We start from the raw sequence: 22,031 nt of genomic DNA on the forward strand, positions 1-22,031 counted from the left end.
CGATTCACGCAAAAGACTTGACTTTCACACTTTCGTGTGCTAAAGTGATAACATGATATGATTCTTTCTGTCAGAAGTTCCGGCGTTTGCCGCAGAGGAGACCGCAATGACTGAGAAAAATTCCAGAAAAAACGAGACCGTAGATGCATTGTTCGATGCCATCCTGAGCCTTGAGAGCCGGGAGGAGTGCTATGCTTTTTTTGAGGATCTGTGCACAGTAAAGGAGATCTCCGATATGGCACAACGGCTGGAAGCGGCAAAGCTGCTGCTTGGCGGCCGCACCTATGACCAGATCGTGAAAGAGGTAGAGATCAGCACGGCGACCATCAGCCGGATCAATCGCTGTATCCAATACGGAACCGGCGGTTACCAGAGCGTAATTGAAAAGATCTCTGCACAGGAGAAAAAGCAGTAACGGCTGCACGGCAGGGGACATAGGATGGGGTACACCTTATATAGAAAGGATGAGTCCCCTATGGCAACGATCAATTGTCCCACCACGCTGGAATGTCCGGCCCTGCCCCGTGTTACCCTGAGTCAGGCTGTGATCGATCTGATGGAAAGTATCGCGCTGCAGGAAAGTGCTCTGAGCCACATCCTCTGCGCCGAGAGCCAGAAGATGAAAACCGCACTCGCCATGAACGAGATCGACCTGTGCAAGCTGCTGGAAGTGAACGATTCGGCCACCAACATGGTGCACGCCGTGGCAAATCTGGAGCTGGTGCTGAAGGAAAAGCTGGAGTTTATCTCCAATAACCTCTATTATCCCTCCGCTGATAACGGCGCTGCAGCCCAATAAGCCTGCACGACCCCTGCCTGTCCGCATTCTGGCGGGCAGGCATTTTGCGTTTTAAGGCCAGATTGTGACCGATTTGTATAAAAAGAATAAAAACGATTTGTTGGAATTGCTGAAAGCGCAATTCTGTGCTATACTATACCGTGTATATGTGTGAAAGAGAGGGAAACGAACTTGCAGCACTATGACGTGATCTTATTTGACGTGGACGGAACCCTGATCGATTCCGCCCCCGGCATCCTGAATACACTGGAAGAAGTTTTTACCAAGATGGGCGTGGATGTCACCCATGTGAACCTGCGGCGCTATCTGGGGCCGCCGCTCCGCAAGAGCTTTGGAGAGCATTTTTCTGACCCTGCAAGAATCGAGGAGGCCACCGAGCTCTATCGGGAGAGTTACCGCGAAAAGGGCAGCCATGAGGGTACGGCCTATCCCGGTGCGGCAGAGATGCTGCGCCGCCTGAAGGAGGCAGGATTTGTGCTCTGCACCGCAACCTCCAAGCCGACTGTGGTCGTGACCCCCATTCTGGAAGAACAGGGACTGGCCCCTTACTTTGATTTCATCGGCGGCGCGTCCATGGATGAGAGCCGGGATACCAAAACGGAAGTGGTGCGCTATGTTCTCACCCAGCCCTGTGTACAGGGCAAGCGGGTGCTGATGGTGGGCGACCGCAACGATGATATGCGCGGTGCTGCTGATTGCGGGCTGGATGCCGCCGGTGCCCTGTATGGCTACGGCAGCAGGGAAGAACTGGAGCCCTTTGGCCCGGTGCTGCTGGCGGAAAGTTGTGAAGAACTGACGGACAAGCTTCTGGCCTGCCGTGCAAACGGTTGAACGATAGGATAAGTGGTGAATATAACATGAATCATAAGAATCAATCGGACAAACAGTCTATGACATCGCTGCAGCGGCAGGCCGTTCTGGTCTGTGTGGTCTGCGCACTGGCGGCTTTGCTGACCGTAGGCATCACCCTGACCCTGCTCAAACGGGGAAAGCCGGAAACGCCCGGCACACCCGCAGACTCCGTGCCGACGGACACCACCGGGGACGGTGAAAGCACAGATCTTGCCAATCACTATCAGATCGATAACACCTCCAGTGCTCTGCTGACTGAAACAGCGGATGCGGGCACGGAATATCTGGACAGCACCCTGTTTCTGGGAGACTCCAACACCGTGCGTCTGTATAACAACGGCCTGATCTCCTTGCAGCAGTTCTGCGCCAAGGAGGGCATTGGCACCCAGGTGGCCCTGAACGAAGGGATCATCACCTTTAAAAATGACACCACCCACTACACCATCGCACAGGCGGTGGCAAAAATGAAGCCCCGCCGCGTTGTGATGACCTTTGGCACCAACGACACCGGCATGGAGGTGGCTGATTTTATCAGCAACTATACCGCGCTGGTGCAGGCCATTCAGGAGGCTTACCCCTACACTGATATTATCGTGAACACGGTGCCTCCTATCCCGGAGAATCACTCCAATTACCCCCACATGGATCAGGCCAAGATCGATGATTTTAACATGGCGCTGCTCAACATGTGTGAACAGCTGGGGGTCAAATTTCTGAATACGGCTGAGGTTCTCAAGGGAGAAAATGGATACGGCCAGCCGGATTACTACACGGACGGTGATATCCACCTCAAGAGCGCCGGTCTCAAGGCCGCGCTGAACTATCTGCGCACCCACGCCTACCAGACCGAGGATCGCCGCCCGGACACCAATAATATTCCCACCCGTACGCTGGAATATGTATCCAACCCCAGCTCGGCGGTGCAGGCCCCCAGCTCGGAAGAACCCGCTTCTTCCAGCGAGAGTGAAAGCGTCAGCAGCTCTGAGACTGCCAGCGTCAAGTTTGAGGCCCGTTATCAGGTGGAAAAGAGCGGCGGCGGCACCCTGAGCTGTGGGAACGAGAGCGGCAAGACCAGCCTGACATACGGCATCACAGATGCATCCCAGTCGCTGACTGTCACGGCCACCCCTGCGGAGGGCCATGTGTTCGTCAAGTGGAGCGACGGTGTGACCAGCAAGACCCGTACCGATACCGGCTTCAAGCAGAATCTGGACGTGACAGCCGTGTTTGCAGCTGCTTCCGTTCACATCTCGGAAGGCAAGGCTTCCGCCGGCTCCTATGTCTTTAAGGCTGCGCTGGAGGGCAAATATGCCAAGAGTGAAAACCTGCATTGGTTCGCCAACGGTCAGGAAGTGAAGGAGGCCGCAGGCCAGACAACGGTCACCGTGTCCGCTTCGGCCATCACCAGCGGCAGCTATAAGATCTATGCGGTGGTCGTGTACAACGACTGCGCCGTGGCCAGCAATGCGCTGACCATCACGGTCAGCCCGGAGCCCGCCTCCAGCTCAAATTCCGGCAGCTCTTCTACTTCTTCCGGCAGTACATCCGCGTCCTCTTCGGAGAGCAGCAAGTCTGAGAGCACGAGCAGCAGTTCTTCCCACAGCACGGCGGAAAGTGAGAGTAAGAGCGAATCCAAGAGCGAGAGCACCTCTTCTTCTCACAGCAGCTCGGAGAGCAAGGCAGAGAGCACTTCGTCCTCCAGCAGTGCTGCCTCTGAAAGCAAAACGGAATCCAAGGAGCAGACCAACAGTGAATCGGTCTCCGCTTCGGTTGAAAATGACATTGAGCCCGCAGAGGAGCCTTCCGCTTCCACCGAAGCAGAAGCCAGCCGGTAAACCTTTTTCTGTCTGCCCGCATAGGCTGGGCAGAAGGGAGGGAGCCGGATGTTCTGTGAAGAGATCAAGATCCCCGGGCTGCCCGGTGAGGGAACTGTGACCGATGGCAGTGTGGACTGGTATGAGATGGACTGGGAGAATGTGGACAACGGCGTGACCGAGGAGCAGATGCCCAGAAACATTGACAAACCCTGCGCCGCACAAGATCCGTGCGCGGACAATTCCCCGGTGCAGACCGATGACGAAACCTATGAGATAGTTCAGGAATAACCGGAAGCCAGCTCTGCCGGGGCGGGGCTGGCTTCTCGCTGTTCTTTTGATCTGGGAGAAATTCCCCGGTGATCGGGGACAAGCGTCCCGGAAAATGACACAAGTATGAAAGAGGGGTAACGAACCATGGCAAAATACTATTGTGTTCTGTTTGATGCTGATAATACGCTGCTGGATTTTGATGCAGCGGAAAACAAGGCGCTGGCTGACACCCTGCGGGAGTACGGCATTGAGCCGGATGCCGAGACGGTGCAGACCTACCGCACCATCAACGAGGAGCTCTGGCGGCAGCTGGAAAAGGGTCAGATCCGCCGGGACAAGCTGATGGGGGAGCGGTTCACCCGCTTTCTGAAGGCAGTGAATGCCGCAGGCAACGGTGTGGAGATGAACAAATTCTATCTGGATCAGCTCTCTACCCACCCTGACCTGACATCTCCCAACGTGCTGGACGTGCTCCGGGAGCTTTCCGAAGTGGCAACATTGGCTGTGGTGACCAATGGCTTTGACCGGGTGCAGAGCCGCCGTGTGCGGGAATCCGGCATTCTGGATTTTGTGGAGGATGTGTTCGTTTCTGAAAAAATGGACAGCGAAAAGCCCAACCGCAAGATTTTTGATGCCGCGCTCCGTGCGCTGGGCGTGGAGAACCGTGAGCATGTGCTGATGGTGGGCGACAGCCTGAGCAGTGATGTGCAGGGCGGTGTGAACGCCGGGCTGGATACCTGCTGGTATAACCCCAACCACGCCGAGAATCCCGGCAAGGTCGTTCCTACCTATGAGATCAGCAGCCTGGAAGAGCTTTACCCGCTGGTGATGGAGCCGGAGGAACTGGCCAATGTGGGCCTGAAGAATCGCCGCCACCAGCTGTAATGCTGTGCGGCCTGTGTGAGAGATTGGAAAACGAACAATGTTGATACATTTGGAAAAGCTGGGCAAGAGCTTTGGCGAGAAGATCGTCCTGCATGATGTCACGGCCAGTGTCGAACGGGAGGACCGCATCGGCATCGTGGGCCAGAACGGCGCAGGCAAAACGACCCTGCTGAAGATCCTGACCGGCGAGTATACGGACTACGAGGGTGAGTTCAGTGTGACCCATGGTGTGACGCTGGGCTATCTGGAACAGAATGCAAAGCTCGACCCTACGTTGGATATCTACGGCGAGATGCGCTCCTGCTTTGCCCATGTGCTGGATGCCATGGCCCAGATGCAGATCCTGGAGCGCAGAATGGCCGCCAGCCCGGAGGATGCCTCTCTGCTGGAACAGCACGATGCCTTGCAGAACATCATTGATGCCGCTGACGGCTACAATATGGATGTCAACATCAAAAAGGTGCTGTCCGGTATGGGGTTTGCGCAGGATACCTGGACGAAGAATATCGCTGTGCTTTCAGGCGGTGAGCTGACGCGCCTGCGTCTGGCAAAGCTGCTGTTGGAAAAGCCGGATGTCCTGATCTTGGACGAGCCCACCAACCACTTGGATTTTGCCACCATGGAATGGCTGGAGAATTACCTCAAGGGCTATTCCGGTGCCGTGCTGGTCGTCAGCCATGACCGCTATTTCCTGGACAATATCTGCACCAGGATCTGGGAGGTCTCCTTCCAGACCATGACCACTTATAAGGGCAACTTCTCAGCCTATCTGCCCCAGAAGGAAGCTGCCGATGCCCTGCGCCAGAAGCAGCACGATGCAGATGTAGCACTGGCTGAAAAGCTGCAGGATTATGTTGACCGCAATCTTGTGCGTGCTTCCACCACCAAGATGGCCCAGAGCCGCCGCAAACAGCTGGAAAAGCTGGAGATCACGGAAGCACCAAAGGATGAAACGAACCAGCTCAAGTTCCGCTTTGAGTATGATGTGGAGCCGTGGAACGAGCTGGTGCTGATGAAGAACCTCACCATCAGGATCGGGGAGCGCACCCTGCTGGAACCCTTTACCTACACGGTCTGCCGGGGTCAGCGGCTGGTGATCGCAGGCCCCAACGGTGCGGGCAAATCCACCCTGATGCAGGTGCTGGATGGTAAGCGCCGCCCCTCTGGCGGCATGGTACGGCTGGGTACGGGAGCCCGGCCCAGCATTTTTGCCCAGCAGCAGAACCGTCTGGGACAGGGCCGGGTGATCGATGTCATCTGGAACAAGTATCCCCGGATGACGGAGCTGGAAGTGCGCAGCCATCTGGCAAAGCTGGGTTTCCGGGGTGAGACAGTGTTCAAGCCCTGCGAGGCACTTTCGGGCGGCGAGCTGGCCCGCCTGCGCTTTGCTGAGATCGTGCTGGAGCGGCCCAATCTGCTGTTTCTGGACGAGCCCACCAACCACCTGGACATCTACACCCGCGAGAACCTGACCGAAGCCCTGATGGCATACACCGGGACCCTGCTCATGGTCACCCATGACCGCCATCTGATGAACAGTCTGGGCTGTCCCATCCTCTATCTGGAAGATGGCAAGGCCACCCTGTATCCGAGCTACGATGCCCTGATGGGCCGTGCCGCTCCTGCAGCTGCCCCAGAAAAAGCCGGGGATCAGCCCGCCAAGGCCGGTTACGGCAAAGAGCAGCGCCGCCGCCGCGCGGAGCTACGGGCCAAGATCAAGGCTTGCGAGGATGAAATGGAAGCCTGCGGGGCAAGAGAAGTGGAGCTTGACAATGAGATCAACTCCCCGGAGGTCTACAATGACCCCGATCTGCTCCGCCAAAAGAGCGATGAGCTCAGTGATCTGCGCTTCCATCAGGAGGAGCTGTTTGCTGCCTGGGAAAAGGCAATGGAAGAGCAGGAGCAGTACGAACAGGCTGCTGGTGAAGAATAATCCGCTGCAAAGGAGAACAATGATGCCTCATAACCGCCGCAATTACAACAAAACGCACAGCATCGCCCTTTCAGGTCTGCTGTTTGCTCTGGCGATGGCGCTTTCCTTCATCGAGGGCACATTGGTCATCCCCGGGCTTTTGCCAGGCATGAAGCTGGGTCTGGCGAATATTGTGGTGATGTATGCCCTGTTCTTCATGGGGCCAAAACAGGCCCTTGTGCTGGATGTGCTGAAGGCGTTCTTCGTCTTTCTGGTCTCCGGCTGGACGGCAGGTTTTCTTTCCCTCTGCGGCGGCCTGCTCTCACTGCTGGTGATGTGGCTGCTCTACTATCACTGCCCGCTGCGGCCTACCTGGTTCATCCTGTCGGTCTGCGGCGCGCTGGCCCACAACATCGGCCAGCTGCTGGGAGCCAGTGTCATCCTTTCCACAGCAGTGTCCCTTTACTATGCACCGATTATGCTGGTGCTGGGCCTTGTGATGGGAATGCTCACCAGTGTCACCCTGCGGGCCATGCTGCCTGCACTGGGACGGCTGGGTTATAATATCCAGGAAAACCGCAAAGGATGAGCCGTCCGGTTGCAACCGGGGCCGGAATCCGATATAATAAATCAAATCTGAATTTTTACCCAACAAAAAAACTGCCCACGGGATAGCGCACTTTGGCGCGGGGCAGCTGGGAGGTATGAGTTTATGTCTGAAAAAGTGACTGTCAAGGTGGAGCGCAATATCCTCCATCTTCCCGCCATTGCCCTGCGTGGGCTGGTGGTGTTCCCCAACAATCTGCTGCATTTTGAGGTAGGTCGTGACAAGAGCATTGCCGCTGTAGAATGGGCCGTGCGGAATAAATCCGAGGTGTTCCTCATTGCGCAGAAGGATATGAAGGCTGAGGACCCCAAGGCAGAGGAGATGTACCAGTACGGCGTTGTGGCCGAGATCAAGCAGGTTATGCGTGTTTCGGATGATCTGGTGCGCATTCTGGTGGAGGGTAAGTTCCGCGCCAAGCGCACCGAGCTGGATACCGACGGCAGCTTCCTGCTGGCATCGGTGCGGCCGGCTCCTGTGCGTCCCATCAAGGCAGAGGAAGAGACCGAGGCAGAGGCCCTGCTCCGCAACGTAAAAACGAGCTTCGACGCGGTGCTTTCCATGAATCCCCGCATCAGCAAGGACGTGGTGTTTGCTGTTACCTCGAATAACGACCCCGCCTTCCTGTGCGAGTACATCCCTGCCAATCTGCTCTTCCGCTTTGAGGATAAGCAGGCTGTGATGGAGGAAAGCACCCTCATCGGCCGTCTGCGCCTGCTGGTGGAACGCCTGCATCGGGAGCGCCGGATGCTGGAGATCGACAAGGAGATCGCCCAGAAAGTGGACGAGGCCATGGATAAGAACCAGCGTGATTACTACCTGCATGAGCAGATGCACATGATCAGCCAGGAGCTGGGCGAGGACGATGATACCACGGCAGAGGCCGAGGAGTACCGCCGCAGGATCCAGGAGCTGCATCTGGACGAGGAGCGGGAGAAGAAACTGCTCAAGGAAGTGGACCGCCTTGCCAAGATGCAGAGCAGCAACCAGGAGGGAACGGTCATCCGTACCTATCTGGACACCTGCCTGGATCTGCCCTGGAACAGCTTTACCGAGGACGACCTCGATATCGCCAAGGCACAGCGCATCCTTGACCGCGACCACTACGGCCTGAAGAAAGTCAAGGACCGCATTCTTGAGGTGTTGGCTGTCCGCAAGCTGGCTCCGGATGTCAAGGGTCAGATCATCTGCCTGGTCGGCCCTCCGGGTGTCGGCAAGACCAGCATTGCCCGCTCCATTGCCGAGAGCCTGAACCGCAAGTATGTACGCATCAGCCTGGGCGGCGTGCGGGATGAGGCAGAGATCCGCGGCCACCGCCGCACCTATATCGGGGCCATGCCCGGCAAGATCATCAACGCCATGATCTCCGCCAAGAGCTCCAACCCCCTGATGCTGCTGGACGAGATCGACAAGCTGGCGGGCGATTTCCGGGGTGACCCGGCCGCCGCCCTGCTGGAAGCTCTTGATCCCGAGCAGAACACCACCTTCAATGATCACTTTATCGATATGCCGTTTGATCTGAGCCATGTGCTTTTTATCACAACGGCAAATGATCTGAGCGCCATTCCCGGCCCTCTGCGTGACCGCATGGATGTCATTGAGCTGCCTAGTTATACCCGGGTGGAGAAATACAACATTGCCCGCAAGCATCTGGTACCCAAGCAGCTCAAGGCCTGCGGTCTGGCCGGGAAGGTCACCTTCTCCCAGAGCGCGCTCTACGGCATCATTGACGGCTACACCCGTGAGGCCGGTGTCCGCACCCTGGAGCGTACCATCACCAGTGTCCTGCGCAAGTGCGCCCGCAAGATCGCGTCCGGTGAAGCAGAAAACGTTTCTGTGACCGGCAGCAGTCTGGAAGAGCTGCTGGGGCCCCGCTTCGTCAAGCCCGATTTCCTCAACCGGACCAATGCCATCGGTATTGCCAACGGTCTGGCCTGGACCAGCATCGGCGGCGAGACTCTGCCCATCGAAGTGCAGGTCATGGATAATGGCAGCGGCAAGATCACCGTCACCGGTTCGCTGGGCGACGTGATGAAGGAAAGTGCCCAGCTGGCCATCACCTATGTCCGTGTCCACGCCGAGGAATACGGCATCGACCCTGAGCGGCTGAAGAAATGCGACCTGCACATCCATGCCCCCGAGGGTGCCGTGCCCAAGGACGGCCCCAGCGCCGGTGTTACTCTGACCACGGCTCTGGTGTCCTGTCTGTCCGGCATCCCGGTGCGCGGTGATGTTGCCATGACCGGCGAGATCACCCTGCACGGCAATGTGCTGCCCATCGGCGGCCTGCGCGAAAAGAGCATGGCCGCCTACCGTGAGGGGATGAAAACCGTGCTCATCCCCAAGGATAACGTTCCGGACCTGTACGAGGTGGATGACGAGGTGAAGAAGAATCTGACCTTCCTGCCCATGTCTGACCTCGCACAGGTGCTCAATGCCGCTCTGCTTAAGCCTAAGAGCGTTTCTGCCCGTCATCCGCACCCCGCCAAAAAGGCAAAGCCGGTGGAAGCGGCCATCCCGCCCGCACCGGAAAAACCGAAGCCGGGGGCTGTCTGCTAATCAAAGGAGCAAACGATGAACTACAACAAAGCGGATTTTATTGCAAGCTACGGCATTTCCAGCCAGCTGCCCGAAAGTGACCGTCCGGAACTCAGCTTCTCGGGCCGTTCCAACGTGGGCAAGTCCAGCCTCATCAACAAGCTGTGCAACCGAAAGAACCTTGCCCGCGTGTCCAGTACACCGGGCAAAACGGCCACCATCAACTTCTATGAGGTGGACAACTGCTATTTTGTGGATCTGCCCGGCTATGGCTATGCCAAGGTCAGCAATGCAGACCGCGAGCGTTGGGATGACCTCATCAACAGCTATTTTGAGGCTCCCCGGCATCATACCCTGCTGGTGCAGCTCATCGACTGCCGCCATGCCCCCAGCGCAGATGACCTGCAGATGCTGAAGTATCTGCACTATCATCAGATCCCCTTTGTTGTGGCATTGACCAAAGCCGATAAGCTCAAAAAGAGCCAGCTGGCCAAGACACAGGAGGATTTTGAAAAGGTCTGCCTGCCCTATGGCTGCCAGAAGGTGGTACTGACCAGCGGCGAGAACGGCTACGGCATCCCGGAGCTGCAGGTGGTGTTGAACGAGGCCGTGGCGGCTGAGTTCACCGATGACGAGGAAGCGGAGTAAACCATGGCCTACAATGAATTTGCCTATTTCTATGATGAATTCAACGGCGAAGCCGACTATGATGCCCTTTATGAGCAGATCCGGCAGGAACTGAATGCCCACGATATCCGGGATGGCATTCTGGCCGATCTGGGTTGTGGAACAGGGGAGCTGACCCTGATGCTGACCCAGGCGGGCTATGATATGATCGGTATCGATCAGTCCGAGGAGATGCTCTGTGTTGTGCGGGATAAGGCGGAACAGCTGGGCCTTTCCGGCAAGCTGCTGCTTTTGCAGCAGGATCTGCTCAAGCTTGACCTCTACGGCACCATCCGGGGCGCGGTGTCTACCTTCGATACCTTCAACCACATCCCAGACCTGGATACCGCCATTGCCAACGCGGCTTTTTTCATGGAAGAGGGCGGCGTGTTCCTCTTTGATATGAACACCCCTTACAAGCACCAGAAGGTGCTGGGGGAGAATGTATTTACCTTTGAGGAGGAGGATGCTGCCTGCGTCTGGCGCAACCACTATCACCCTGCGGACCGCCGGGTGGAGATCACAGTGGACATCGACTACCGCGAGACCGGCGAACACTTCCATGAACAGTTCTATGAATATACCTATGACCTGGATACCATCCGAGCTGCGTTGGAAAAGCACGGCTTTGTGCTGGAAAAGGTCTGCGACGGTGAGAGCTTCGGCCCCCTGACCGAAGAGAGCGAGCGCTATTTCTTCTGTGCCGTCAAGCAGTATACCCAATTGGAGGAAAAAGAAAATGTCTAATCTGATCCGCGGCATTTCTGAAAACGGCGGTGTTGTGTTCTGCGGTGTGGACTCCACTGAGATCGTCCGCACGGCCGAGCAGCTGCACCACACCAGTGCGACCTGCAGCGCAGCCCTGGGCCGCCTGCTCACCGGTGCGTCCCTGATGGGCTCCATGCTCAAGGACGATGGCGATTCCATCACGCTGCGTGTGGCGGGCGGCGGCCCCACCGGCACGGTTGTTGCCTGTACCGATGGCACCGGCAATGTCAAGGGCTGCATCGACCACCCGCTGGTAGAGCTGCCTCTGAAAGCAAACGGCCATCTGGATGTGGGCGGTGCTGTGGGCAAAAACGGCGTGCTGACTGTCATCCGTGACAACCGCCTGCAGAAAGAACCCACTGTGGGCCAGGTGCCGCTGGTCTCCGGCGAGATCGCCGAGGATCTGACCAGCTACTATGCTTACAGCGAGCAGGTGCCTACCGTCTGCGCTCTGGGTGTGCTGGTGGATACTGACCTGACCATTGCCTGCGCGGGCGGCTTCCTGCTGCAGCTGCTGCCCGGTGCCACCGATGCCGAGATCACCCAGCTGGAGCAGAACATCGCCGCAATGCCTTCCGTCACTGAACTGCTTCGGGAAGGCAAGACCCCCGAGGATATGATGAACCTTGCACTGGCAGGCTTCAACCCCAATGTTCTGGATGAGCGCGAGGTGCAGTACAAGTGTGACTGCAGTGCCGAGCGCACCGAGGAAATGCTGCTGAGCCTGGGCCGTAAGGAGCTGGAAAAGCTCCGGGATGAGGACCCGGATTGTGAGGTCGTCTGTCATTTCTGCCACACCAAATATCATTTTGACCTGAATCAGCTGGTGGAGAAGGCTGCTTATAAAAAAGAAGCGTCCGAAGAATCCAATGAAAACGCATAAGATGTAACCTGAAAACGGCCTGGAGCGAGAAACTCCGGGCCGTTTTCAGGTGCAGATATCAGCAATGATGGTGTAGACCACCCGGTAATGCAGCATATCGTTCTCGGTTGTAACATCCACTTTCTGCGCCACAAATTCTGCGTCCGGGTAATCGTTCTGCAAGGCCTGTAAGCCATGCAGACGGGCCAGTGCACTGGCTTCATCCTCTGAGAAATGAACTTCATTTTCTGCCTGTTCGTAATAGGTGGTTTCCTCGACGGAAAGCGGGAGCGTCAGCCCCAGAAGCTCCGGCTGAAGATGCCGTGTGACCGCCGTGGAATCGTCCGCAGGGGAGAAAAGGGAAGGCAATGGGAACACCCGCCCGGCAAGGAAAAGCCTTCGCTGAACGACAGTGTTCCCGGTCAGCTGGTATGTGGCAGCCGTCAGTGGAAGATCTTCCGCAAACTCCCACTCGAACTGCGCCCGGACGCTTCCAGCGGCAGGCTGAAAGATCAGCGTACCGTCCCGTTCAGCCCGGGCGGTGCCGATGAGTCCCTGACCTTTTTCCACTGCCTGCCCGGGAACCACCAGCATCGTCCCGCTGATAAGGTTTGTGCTGACCACCGTGCCCGCAGTCTTTGCCCGCAGGCCATGGAGCGTTCCGGCGGCGATCTCCGGCACCGGTTTGGCTTCTGCCGCTTCCAGTTCCAGCCGCCCATCCAGAAAATTCAGGCTGACCCACGAGAATTCACCGCTTTGCAGCAGAGCATATTCCCCGGCGGTAAGTTTTTCCTGCGTGACGATACTGCCCGGCATCAAGGAAACGGTTTCCCGCAGCACGGAAGCTGCCCGCGCCTGCTGGCCGGTCGTCAGGCCGGAAGCGTCCACAGCCCAGACAAGGCCCTGGGACCAAAGCAAAAGCGGCACAAACAGCAAAAGCCCGGCCCACAGTCCCCGCCGCCGGAGGTAGGGCCGCAGAAAGAAAAACAGCCCTGTCTTTTTGCGGATGCGCAGATGCACCCGCCGCTTGCGGGCAAGTTTTGCCAGCCAGAGGTAGTGCCATGCCGCACATCGGGCTGTAAAGCCGCCGGGAGCAGGGAAGATGTCAGTGAGATGCAGGCCTGTCCGTGCAGCTTCGGAGAGCAGGCCCTCGGTATCACCGTTCCGGGCAGAAAATGCTGCCCCGGCCCAAAGCTGTAAGATGCTGCATCCCTCCCTAATTGTTGGAAAAATCCGTGCGCAGGAACCGCCCCCGCAGGGTAATGCGGTGAGCGGCCAGCGTTTCGATTCTAAGCCCGTCCCCATACACGGTGAACAGCCCGCCCGCAAATTCCAGGCAGAGCCTGCCCTCCTCATAGGTGCGCACCCTGCGGAAGTGCTCGATCTCCATCACACCGCCGCTCAGATAGACAGACGGCTGGCCGTAAAAGCCCCGGGGAGGCTGGCGCAGCATCCGGCCAAACCAGCCGCGCAGGGAGAGCCGCCCGGTTTTCTGCTGTTTCACACCCGCTCCCTCCCCGCCGGGCAAAACTGCGCCCCGTATCACATATATATGGAACCGGAGGGCGTGTGTATGAATCAGCTTTTCAGATGGGATCAGATGGGTTTGTTTTTGCTGGCACTGGCGGCAGGGATTCTGCCGTTTGCAGTGCCGGAGGTTTGTGCCGCTGCTCTGCGGGAAGGGCTGACCCTCTGCAGCGGGCCGCTGCTGCTCTCGCTGTTCCCGTTTCTCGTGGTATCGCGCTTACTCATCCAATGCCCGGAAAGCGACCTGCTGGCCCTGCCGTTCCGTCTGGCGGCGTGGGGCATCGGCATCCGCACACCTTGTGCGGCACGGGTGCTCTGCATCGGGTTCCTGGGTGGCTTTGCACCCGCGGCCAGTGCGGCGGCGCAGGCAGTCAGGACCGGTCAGCTTACGGCTGAGGAAGCGGATGCCCTGCTGCCTGCCTGTATCTGTTCCGGTCCATCCTTTGTGGTTCTGACGGTAGGGCAGAGTCTGCTGGGCAGTGCAGAGCTTGGCGTGCTGCTGTTTGCGTCACAGATCACCGCAAACTATCTGACTGCCGCCCTGCTGAACCGGTTTGCAGGAATGCATTCGGTCAAACCGGGATCTGCAGCGCCAGCATCCCCTGCACCGCCGCGGCTGGATGAGATCCTGGCCGATGCCGCCATAACGTACTGCAAGCTTTGTGGGTTTATCCTCTTTTTCCGGATGCTGGCCGCCGGGGCAGGGGCGCTTTTGCCTGCCGGTGCGGGCACACTCTGTTCCATTCTGCTGGAAGTCTGCTCCGGCTGTGACCTGGCCTCCCGTACCGGACGATGGGGGAGCCTGCTCTGCTGTGCAGCACTGAGCGTGCAGGGTCTTTCCGTGTTGCTGCAGGTGCGCACCATCTGCCCGCCGGAAATGACCCTGCGCCCGCTCTACCGGGCCAGGATGCTCCATCTGCCGCTTTCATTGGCCCTGTTCTATCTGCTGCTGCCGGGCGGGGAGGCGGACGTGTTCAGTACTCTGCCTGCCCGGATCCTTTTGATGCGGCGGGTGCCGCCGGATTGTGCCCTGCTCGTTTTTGTAGTGTGCTGTATGGCAGCCTGCACTTTGCGCAGTGGAATCCGTCAAGTTGAACAGAAACAGATGGCAAGAAATGCAGGTGGGTGTTGTATAAATTCCAAAACTTTGCTATAATAAGACGTAAGCATTCAATGACAGGGAAGCTTCCCTGAACAGATGGAAATAAAATAAATGAGCACACGCTTATTTTAGATGGAGGACCATAGAATGGATTTACAGAATATGGATCTTAAGGGCGGGAGCCTGCAAATTTCCACCGAGGTCATCGGCAAGATCGCACGCTGTGCTGCACTGGAAGTGGACGGTGTGTCCGAGGTCTCCTGCGGCAAGCAGAACAAAAAGGTCAAGGAGCTGCTGGCTGCTGCCAGCATCCAGCCCCCTGTTACCGTGGAGATGCGGGACGGCACCGCTGAACTGACCCTGAATCTGGTGGTCAAGTTTGGTGCAAAGATCCCTGCTGTGGCCGAAAAGGTACAGGAGAATGTCAAGTCTGCTGTTCAGAACATGACCAATGTCACGGTAAGCCGTGTGAACCTTGTCATTGCCGGCCTTGCGGCCGAGGAACAGGAATAAAAAGTAGAAGAGGAAGATTATGGAAAATATTTTGCCCCGTCGTGAAGCCCGTGAGAATGCGTTCCTGCTGGCTTTTTCCCAGACCTTTGGTGATGTGCCCCTGCAGGAAGCACTGGATACGAACAACGAGTGTGGGGAAGAGCGTCCTGTGGATGTGTTCGGCCAGCGCCTGCTGAGTGCCTATTACAGCCACTCTGCAGAGGTAGACGACCTCATCCGTGACCATCTGCGCAACTGGACCATGGAGCGCCTGCCCCGTGTCAGTCTGACTGTCCTGCGTCTGGCTCTGGCTGAGATGCTGTATGGCGACGAGCGTAAGCCCGGTGTTGTCATCAATGAGGCTGTGGAGCTGACCAAGAAATACGGCGCAGATGAGGACTATCAGTTCGTGAATGGTCTGCTGGGTGCTGTTGCCCGTGAGCAGGGTCTGGATACGGAGCCGGTGGAGTCGGAAGAACAGTGAGCCACTATACGCTGGGCATCGACACAAGCAACTATGCAACCTCTCTGGCGGTTTTTCACACAGCCGGAGAGGTTGTTTGCGCAAAGAAACGTTTTCTACCGGTCAAGGAGGGCCAACTGGGCCTGCGGCAGAGTGATGCGCTCTTCCACCATACCGCGGCTCTGCCCGAGATGCTGGAGGAGCTTGGCCGGGAGTTTGATCTGACCCAAATCTCGGCAGTGGGCGTTTCCCAGAAGCCGCGCCCCGTGGAGGGAAGCTACATGCCCTGCTTCCTGGCGGGTGTCAGCGCGGCCACAGCCTTTGCGCAGGCCCGGGGCATCCCGCTCATCCACACCACCCATCAGCAGGGACACGCGGCGGCAGCGCTGTTTGCAGCAAAAGGGGAAGAACTCTTCCGCCAGAAAGTGCTACTCTTCCACATCTCAGGCGGTACAACGGATCTTCTGCTCTGCAATGAGGTAAAGGAGATCATCACACTGGGCACCAGCACCGACCTATACGCCGGGCAGGCAGTGGATCGTGTGGGAGTCAAGCTGGGGTTTGGCTTCCCGGCAGGTGTGGAAGTTTCCCGTCTGGCTGCCTTGTGTGAGGAACCCATTAAGCCCAGATCCAGCGTGAAGGGGATGCAGTGCAGTCTTTCGGGGCTGGAAAATCAGTGCAACGCCCTGCTGAATGAGGGCAAAACCCCGGAGTATGTCTGCAAATACTGCCTGCTCTGTGTGGCAGACACTGTGGTCAAGATGACAAAAGCCGCCCAGAAGGAATACCCCGGCCTGCCGGTGGTTTGTGCGGGCGGTGTGATGAGCAGTGATATCATCCGCGCCTGGGTGCAGCAGCGCCTGCCGCAGGTGTATTTCGTGCCCGGGCAGTATTCCAGCGACAACGCCATCGGTGTGTCCATTCTTGCCGCACAGGGGGCTGGATTATGGCTGAAGTGATCTCAGTCTCGGCCCTGAACCGGTACGTCAAAAATCTGCTGGACGTGAATGATGTTCTGTTCGATCTGGCCCTGCGGGGCGAGATCGCCAACTTTGTGCAGAACGCCCGGAGCGGGCACTGCTACTTTTCCCTGCGGGACGAAGCCGCCAGCGTCCGGGCTGTGATGTTCCGCTCCGATGCGCGGCGGCTGGGTTTCCAGCCCGAAGAGGGTATGAAGGTGGTGGTGCGCTGCCGTGTGACCCTCTACGAGCGGGACGGTGCGTTTCAGGTCTATGTCAACGATATGTTTCCGGACGGCATCGGTTCGACACAGCTGGCCTTTGAACAGCTGAAGGCAAAACTGGACAAAGAAGGACTGTTTGCACCGGAGCATAAAAAGCCGCTGCCCCGGTTCCCGCAGTGTATCGGCCTTGTTACCAGCAAGACTGGTGCTGCACTGCAGGATATTCGCAATGTCATCGGTCGGCGCTGGCCCGCAGTGCGTCTGCTGCTGGCTCCTGTGAATGTGCAGGGCTTTGAAGCGGCAGAGGAGATCGCCGATGCCATTAGCCGGCTGGACAAAAGCGGGCGGGTGGACGAGATCATTGTAGCGCGCGGCGGCGGAAGCCGGGAGGACCTGTGGGTATTCAACGCCGAGGTCATTGCCCGGGCGGCCTACCGCTGCAAAACGCCCCTCATCAGCGCCATTGGCCACGAGATCGATTTTACGATCCTGGATTTTGTGGCAGATCAGCGCGCGCCCACGCCCTCAGCAGCGGCAGAGCTTGCTGTGCCCGACCGTGCCGAACAAGGACGGAAATTATGCACTTTGGAAGAAAATATTCACAATTGTATCCAATTTAAGCTGAGTTTATGTTATAATAGGCTGGAACAGACCGAACAGCTGCTTTCCCGTGCTGGTGTACAGGCAGCGCTGGAGGAGCGTGCTGCCCGCCTGGATACTCTGGCCGGGCGGCTGCAAACTGCCGCCAGAGGTAAGCTGCAGGCCGGAGAGCTGCGTCTGAAGCATACGGCAGCACTTGCCGCATCCCTGAACCCCTACGGTGTGCTGGCCCGCGGCTATGCCATGGTGCAGGACAATAGGGGAAGGATCTGCACGCCGGATGCGCTCCGGCCCGGGCAGACCTGTAAACTCCGGGGCACGGAACACCGCGTGACCTGCACGGTCAATACAGTGGAGGAACTGGATGAGAGCACCCAAAAGCTTTGAGGATGGAATGACCCGGCTGGAAGCCATCCTTGAACAGATGCAGCAGCCGGAAACAACGCTGGCGGAATCGGTCAAACTCTATGCCGAAGCCGCATCCCTGATGGATTATTGTAACGGTACGCTGGAAAAGGCCACGCTGCAGCTGGATGAGATCGACGCGCAACGGGCCCCCCGGCCGGATGCCGCACATTAAGGAGGAAGTTTCATGGATTACGCGAAGCAGTATCAAGAGTATCTTGCCCGGGCAAATCAGGCACTGGAAAAGGCCTGCGAGACTTTTTTGCCCGAGGAATCTGAGGTCTGCCGGGCTGCACGTTACAGCCTGCTGGGCGGCGGCAAACGCATCCGCGCAGTGCTGGTTCTGGCCGTGTGCGATATGCTCAACGGCAGCGCTGAAGCAGCCGAGCAGTTTGCGGCGGCGGTCGAGATGCTGCACTGCTATTCTTTGATCCATGATGACCTGCCCTGCATGGACAACGATGACCTGCGCCGGGGCAAGCCCAGCTGCCACAAGGCCTTTGGTGAATCCACTGCTATGCTGGCCGGCGATGTACTGTTGACCGAGGCGTTCAACGTGGTCGCAAGTGCACCGGCTTCGCCCATTGTCAGTGTGCGGGCCGCAAGGGCCTTGGGCGCTGGTGCGGGCAGCCATGGCATGGTTTACGGGCAGGAGCTTGACCTGAAATATGAGGCACTGGCTGCCACCGAGGAGCAGCTGCGGCTGATCCACCGGAACAAGACCGGTGCGCTTATCAATGCTGCTGTTCAGATGGGTGCTGCCGCTGCTCAGGCCAATGAGACCCAGTGCAAGGAGCTGGAGGACTATGCCTTCGGCATTGGTCTGGTGTTCCAGATCGTGGACGATGTGCTGGATGTGACCAGCACCGCTGAACAGCTGGGCAAACCCATTGGCAGCGACAGTGAGAACGGTAAGACCACCTTTGTGACCTTGTATGGGGCCGAGGGTGCCATGGAGCTGGCAAAAAAACTGAACAACGAGACCTGCGCCTCCCTGCACGCGGAATTTGGCGAAAAGGCCGCTTTCCTGGAGCAGCTGGCAAAAGAGCTGCTGGTGCGCCGCAGCTGATCCGAAAAAATAAGAAGGTGGAACTACCATGCAATTTATCCATAGCGTCCTGACGTTCAATGAGATCCTTACAGTATCCCTGTTGTCCTGGTTTGTGGCGCAGGTGCTCAAGACCATCATCAACTTTGTCCTGCTGGGCAGGTTCCAGCTGGAGCGGATGTGGGGCGATGGCGGTATGCCCAGTGCCCACAGCGCCACGGTAACGGCTATGGTCATTGCTACGGCACGCAGCGAGGGCATCCATTCGGCTATCTTTGCAGTGGCCGCAGTTGTTGCCATCATCACCATGCACGATGCTATGGGTGTGCGCCGCGAGACCGGCGAGCAGGCCAAGGTGCTGAACAAGATGCTGGAGCAGTGGATCGAAGTGACCGAGAAAAACAATCCCTTCCTGCAGAATATGCACCTGAAAGAGATGGTTGGTCACACTCCGCTGCAGGTTATGGCCGGTTTTGCACTGGGTATACTGGTCGGCTTCCTCTATCCTATGGGCCTCTGAGCGCCCCATTTCAAAACGTGAGAAGGACGTGAATTTATGAATTCGCCTTTGCTGGAGAAAATCTCTCAGCCCAGCGATCTGAAAAAGCTGTCCAGTCAGCAGACCGTGCAGCTTTGCGCAGAAATCCGTGAATTTCTTCTGGATAACGTATCAAAGACCGGCGGCCATCTGGCATCCAATCTGGGTGCTGTGGAGTTGACGGTGGCTCTGCACCGGGTGCTGACTACCCCCACGGATGAGATCGTGTTTGATGTAGGCCATCAGTGCTATACCCACAAGCTGCTGACCGGCCGCCGCGAGGGCTTTGCCAAGCTGCGGCAACTGGATGGCATTTCCGGTTTCCCGAACCCCAACGAAAGTGAGCATGATGCTTTTATTGCCGGTCACGGCAACACCGCGCTCTCGCTGGCCGTAGGCATTGCCTGGGCCAAAAAGCTGCGGGGCGAGCCGGGACAGGTGGTTGCCCTCATTGGTGACGGTGCCTTTACCGGCGGTATGGTCTACGAGGGCATGAACAATATCGGCGGGCTGGACAATCTGCTGGTCATCCTGAACGACAACAAGATGTCCATTTCCAAGAATGTGGGCGCGTTGTCCCGCTACCTGAGCCATCTGCGCACCACCAGCCGCTATTACGATGCCAAGGAAAATGTGCGTTCCTTTCTGGATGGCGTGCCTGTCATTGGACCGCCGCTGAAATCTGCGATCCAGAACAGCAAGGCTATGGTGCGCAGGGCAATGTATCACTCAACCATGTTTGAGGATATGGGCTTCCACTATTATGGTCCTTTTGATGGTAACAATGAGCCGGAGCTTGAAGGGATCCTGCGCGATATCCACAGGCAGCCCGGCCCCCATTTCCTACATGTCGTGACCAAGAAAGGCAAGGGCTATGCCCCGGCTGAGAGCAACCCCGGTAACTTCCACGGTGTTTCGACCTTTGATCTGGTCAACAGCATCCCAGACCCTGAGGTGGCTCCCAAGGAGTCTTTCTCGACGGTGTTCGGCAATGTCCTGAACAAGGAGGGCGCGGAAAACCAGAAGATCTGTGCCATCACGGCCGCAATGAAGTATGGTACGGGCCTGCAGTTCTTTGCACACACCCACCCCAAGCGCTTCTTTGATGTGGGCATGGCAGAGCAGCATGCTGTGACCTTTGCAGCGGGCCTTGCCAGCCAGGGAATGCTGCCGGTAGTCTGCATCTACTCCACCTTCCTGCAGCGTTCCTATGACCAGATCATCCATGATGTGAACCTGCTGAAGGAGAATGTTGTCCTTGCCATCGACCGTGCCGGTTTTGTTCCGGCAGACGGCGAGACCCATCAGGGAATCTTCGACCCGGCCTTCCTCAGTCAGGTGGGGATCCCTGTCTATTCGCCCTCCAACTATGCCGAACTGCGGCACTGGCTGCCCATCCTGCTCAGTGATGAGATGCAGGGCCCCCGGGCAATCCGGTATCCCCGCGGTGGTGAGAGCGTAGCACTGGCGCAGTTTGGCTGTTCCGGCAGGGAATATGACCGGCTCTATACCGCCCCTGATGCCAAGGCTGTAATGGTCAGTTACGCCGACGAAGTCGAGGATGTGCTGACTGCGGCGAAGCTTCTGGGCAAAGAGAACGTTCCCTGTGATGTTTATAAGCTTGTAAAGATATATCCCTTTACACCTGAGCTTATTTCTGAAATTTCAAGATATGACGTTGTTTTGTTTGCGGAGGAATGCGTAGCCTGCGGCGGCATCGGTGAGCATCTGGAAATGGCTCTGCAGAAAGCAGGCTGGCAGGGTGCTTATATCCACCGTGGTGTGGAGGATGTGCGTCTGCCCCATGCGACGGTTCCGCAGATCAAGCAGAGCACCGGCCTGGATGCTGAACATCTGGCACAGGCCATCCGTACATGGAAAGGAGCAGAATCTTGAAGATTCGTTTGGATCAATATCTGGTTCAGCATGGTCTGATCCAGAGCCGTGAGCGCGCCAAGGCGATGATCATGTCCGGCGTGGTCTTTGTCAATGAACAGAAGGTAGACAAAGCCGGTGAGATGATCAAAGAGGATGCCAAGGTGGAGGTGCGCGGCCATGATATCGGTTATGTCAGCCGCGGCGGCCTGAAGCTGGAAAAGGCGATGCAGTGTTTTCCGCTGACCCCCAAGGGGAAAGTCTGCATGGACATTGGCGCATCCACCGGCGGCTTTACCGACTGTATGCTGCAAAATGGGGCAGTCAAGGTCTACGCAGTGGATGTGGGCTACGGTCAGCTGGCATGGAGTTTGCGCACCGATGAGCGAGTGGTCAATATGGAGCGCACAAACATCCGCAACGTGACCCTTGACCAGCTGGCAGAGCCAATCGAGTTTTTCAGTGTAGATGTCTCTTTTATCTCGCTGCATCATATTTTCCCGGTGGCGCAGGCCATCACCACTCCGGACGCTATGGGTGTCTGCCTGGTCAAGCCTCAGTTTGAGGCTGGCCGCGAAAAGGTGGGCAAAAACGGCGTTGTCCGTGACCCTGCCACCCACCGTGAGGTGCTGCACAATGCCATGGGCTATGCTGCTGCCAACGGCTTCAAGGTCTGCGGACTGGATTTCAGCCCCGTCAAGGGCCCTGAGGGAAACATTGAATATCTGATGTTCGTTCAGAAGAGCGATGAACCCGGTGCGCTGGATGATTCGGTTGCTGAACAGGTGGTGGTATCCAGCCATTCTACGCTGGACCGCTGAACCA

24 protein-coding genes are annotated in these 22,031 nt (G+C 57.5%); 22 read left to right on the top strand and 2 right to left on the bottom strand.

Translation table 11 applies throughout. From position 1 onward, the window contains the following. Positions 1-106: 106 nt before the first annotated feature. From MTP42_RS06890 to hslO, 12 genes are all read left to right on the top strand, one after another. Complete coding sequence (locus MTP42_RS06890) at positions 107-415, top strand: YerC/YecD family TrpR-related protein (protein ID WP_097771978.1); 309 nt, start codon at positions 107-109, stop codon at positions 413-415. Between the two features lie 60 nt (positions 416-475). Next, a complete protein-coding gene (locus MTP42_RS06895; protein ID WP_035394090.1) occupies positions 476-799 on the top strand; it encodes a hypothetical protein in 324 nt (107 codons plus the stop codon). Positions 800-970: 171 nt separating this feature from the next. Next, positions 971-1,630, top strand: a complete 660-nt coding sequence (locus MTP42_RS06900) for an HAD hydrolase-like protein (RefSeq protein WP_249258264.1) — start codon at positions 971-973, stop codon at positions 1,628-1,630. A gap of 59 nt (positions 1,631-1,689) precedes the next feature. After that, positions 1,690-3,486, top strand: coding sequence for an SGNH/GDSL hydrolase family protein (locus MTP42_RS06905; RefSeq protein ID WP_249258265.1), 1,797 nt, complete (start codon positions 1,690-1,692; stop codon positions 3,484-3,486). Positions 3,487-3,534: 48 nt separating this feature from the next. Beyond that, the gene (locus tag MTP42_RS06910; protein WP_249258266.1) at positions 3,535-3,756 is read left to right on the top strand and encodes a hypothetical protein; all 222 of its coding nucleotides are present in this window, start codon (positions 3,535-3,537) and stop codon (positions 3,754-3,756) included. Between the two features lie 126 nt (positions 3,757-3,882). Further along, positions 3,883-4,623 carry a YjjG family noncanonical pyrimidine nucleotidase gene (locus MTP42_RS06915; protein ID WP_097771976.1) on the top strand — a complete coding sequence of 247 codons (741 nt, stop codon included), beginning with the start codon at positions 3,883-3,885 and terminating at the stop codon, positions 4,621-4,623. A gap of 37 nt (positions 4,624-4,660) precedes the next feature. Further along, the gene (locus MTP42_RS06920) at positions 4,661-6,556 is read left to right on the top strand and encodes an ABC-F family ATP-binding cassette domain-containing protein (protein ID WP_156065724.1); all 1,896 of its coding nucleotides are present in this window, start codon (positions 4,661-4,663) and stop codon (positions 6,554-6,556) included. Between the two features lie 19 nt (positions 6,557-6,575). Continuing rightward, positions 6,576-7,124 (top strand): Gx transporter family protein, encoded by a 549-nt coding sequence (locus MTP42_RS06925; protein ID WP_227610686.1) that lies wholly within the window; start codon positions 6,576-6,578, stop codon positions 7,122-7,124. A gap of 123 nt (positions 7,125-7,247) precedes the next feature. Continuing rightward, positions 7,248-9,698: an endopeptidase La gene (gene lon, locus MTP42_RS06930; RefSeq protein WP_207683844.1), complete on the top strand. Its 2,451-nt coding sequence runs from the start codon at positions 7,248-7,250 to the stop codon at positions 9,696-9,698. Between the two features lie 15 nt (positions 9,699-9,713). Then, the gene (gene yihA, locus MTP42_RS06935) at positions 9,714-10,325 is read left to right on the top strand and encodes a ribosome biogenesis GTP-binding protein YihA/YsxC (RefSeq protein ID WP_249258267.1); all 612 of its coding nucleotides are present in this window, start codon (positions 9,714-9,716) and stop codon (positions 10,323-10,325) included. A 3-nt stretch (positions 10,326-10,328) separates the two neighbouring features. Then, the gene (locus MTP42_RS06940; protein ID WP_098922388.1) at positions 10,329-11,090 is read left to right on the top strand and encodes a class I SAM-dependent DNA methyltransferase; all 762 of its coding nucleotides are present in this window, start codon (positions 10,329-10,331) and stop codon (positions 11,088-11,090) included. Continuing rightward, positions 11,083-11,994, top strand: coding sequence for an Hsp33 family molecular chaperone HslO (gene hslO / locus MTP42_RS06945; protein ID WP_249258268.1), 912 nt, complete (start codon positions 11,083-11,085; stop codon positions 11,992-11,994). The genes MTP42_RS06940 and hslO overlap by 8 nt, the downstream gene beginning before the upstream one ends. Positions 11,995-12,039: 45 nt before the next feature. Here hslO and MTP42_RS06950 read toward each other — a convergent pair whose 3' ends face one another. Continuing rightward, the gene (locus MTP42_RS06950; protein WP_330221142.1) at positions 12,040-13,206 is read right to left on the bottom strand and encodes a sporulation protein YqfD; all 1,167 of its coding nucleotides are present in this window, start codon (positions 13,204-13,206) and stop codon (positions 12,040-12,042) included. Continuing rightward, entirely contained in the window at positions 13,190-13,477 is a 288-nt protein-coding gene (locus tag MTP42_RS06955) for a YabP/YqfC family sporulation protein (protein ID WP_249258269.1), read from the bottom strand. Before MTP42_RS06955 ends, MTP42_RS06950 begins: the two co-directional genes overlap by 17 nt. A gap of 69 nt (positions 13,478-13,546) precedes the next feature. Here MTP42_RS06955 and MTP42_RS06960 point away from each other — a divergent pair, with 69 nt between their 5' ends. From MTP42_RS06960 to MTP42_RS07005, 10 genes are all read left to right on the top strand, one after another. Further along, on the top strand, positions 13,547-14,656 hold the full coding sequence (locus MTP42_RS06960; protein ID WP_249258270.1) for a hypothetical protein: 1,110 nt from the start codon (positions 13,547-13,549) through the stop codon (positions 14,654-14,656). 78 nt (positions 14,657-14,734) lie between these two features. Continuing rightward, complete coding sequence (locus MTP42_RS06965) at positions 14,735-15,115, top strand: Asp23/Gls24 family envelope stress response protein (RefSeq protein WP_005933700.1); 381 nt, start codon at positions 14,735-14,737, stop codon at positions 15,113-15,115. A 19-nt stretch (positions 15,116-15,134) separates the two neighbouring features. Continuing rightward, the gene (nusB, locus tag MTP42_RS06970; protein ID WP_005933702.1) at positions 15,135-15,578 is read left to right on the top strand and encodes a transcription antitermination factor NusB; all 444 of its coding nucleotides are present in this window, start codon (positions 15,135-15,137) and stop codon (positions 15,576-15,578) included. Beyond that, positions 15,575-16,516 (top strand): glycoprotease, encoded by a 942-nt coding sequence (locus MTP42_RS06975; protein WP_215695439.1) that lies wholly within the window; start codon positions 15,575-15,577, stop codon positions 16,514-16,516. Before nusB ends, MTP42_RS06975 begins: the two co-directional genes overlap by 4 nt. Beyond that, positions 16,504-17,727, top strand: a complete 1,224-nt coding sequence (gene xseA / locus MTP42_RS06980; RefSeq protein ID WP_215695441.1) for an exodeoxyribonuclease VII large subunit — start codon at positions 16,504-16,506, stop codon at positions 17,725-17,727. Before MTP42_RS06975 ends, xseA begins: the two co-directional genes overlap by 13 nt. Further along, positions 17,705-17,920 (top strand): exodeoxyribonuclease VII small subunit, encoded by a 216-nt coding sequence (gene xseB, locus MTP42_RS06985; protein WP_223383781.1) that lies wholly within the window; start codon positions 17,705-17,707, stop codon positions 17,918-17,920. The genes xseA and xseB overlap by 23 nt, the downstream gene beginning before the upstream one ends. A 12-nt stretch (positions 17,921-17,932) precedes the next feature. Then, the gene (locus MTP42_RS06990) at positions 17,933-18,814 is read left to right on the top strand and encodes a polyprenyl synthetase family protein (protein ID WP_215695443.1); all 882 of its coding nucleotides are present in this window, start codon (positions 17,933-17,935) and stop codon (positions 18,812-18,814) included. Between the two features lie 28 nt (positions 18,815-18,842). Then, positions 18,843-19,313 carry a divergent PAP2 family protein gene (locus MTP42_RS06995; RefSeq protein WP_005934165.1) on the top strand — a complete coding sequence of 157 codons (471 nt, stop codon included), beginning with the start codon at positions 18,843-18,845 and terminating at the stop codon, positions 19,311-19,313. 36 nt (positions 19,314-19,349) lie between these two features. After that, positions 19,350-21,227, top strand: a complete 1,878-nt coding sequence (gene dxs / locus MTP42_RS07000) for a 1-deoxy-D-xylulose-5-phosphate synthase (RefSeq protein ID WP_005934168.1) — start codon at positions 19,350-19,352, stop codon at positions 21,225-21,227. Then, positions 21,206-22,027 carry a TlyA family RNA methyltransferase gene (locus MTP42_RS07005; protein ID WP_005934171.1) on the top strand — a complete coding sequence of 274 codons (822 nt, stop codon included), beginning with the start codon at positions 21,206-21,208 and terminating at the stop codon, positions 22,025-22,027. The genes dxs and MTP42_RS07005 overlap by 22 nt, the downstream gene beginning before the upstream one ends. Positions 22,028-22,031: the final 4 nt, after the last annotated feature.

The organism is Faecalibacterium sp. I2-3-92, assembly GCF_023347315.1.
GTDB lineage: Bacteria > Bacillota > Clostridia > Oscillospirales > Ruminococcaceae > Faecalibacterium > Faecalibacterium duncaniae.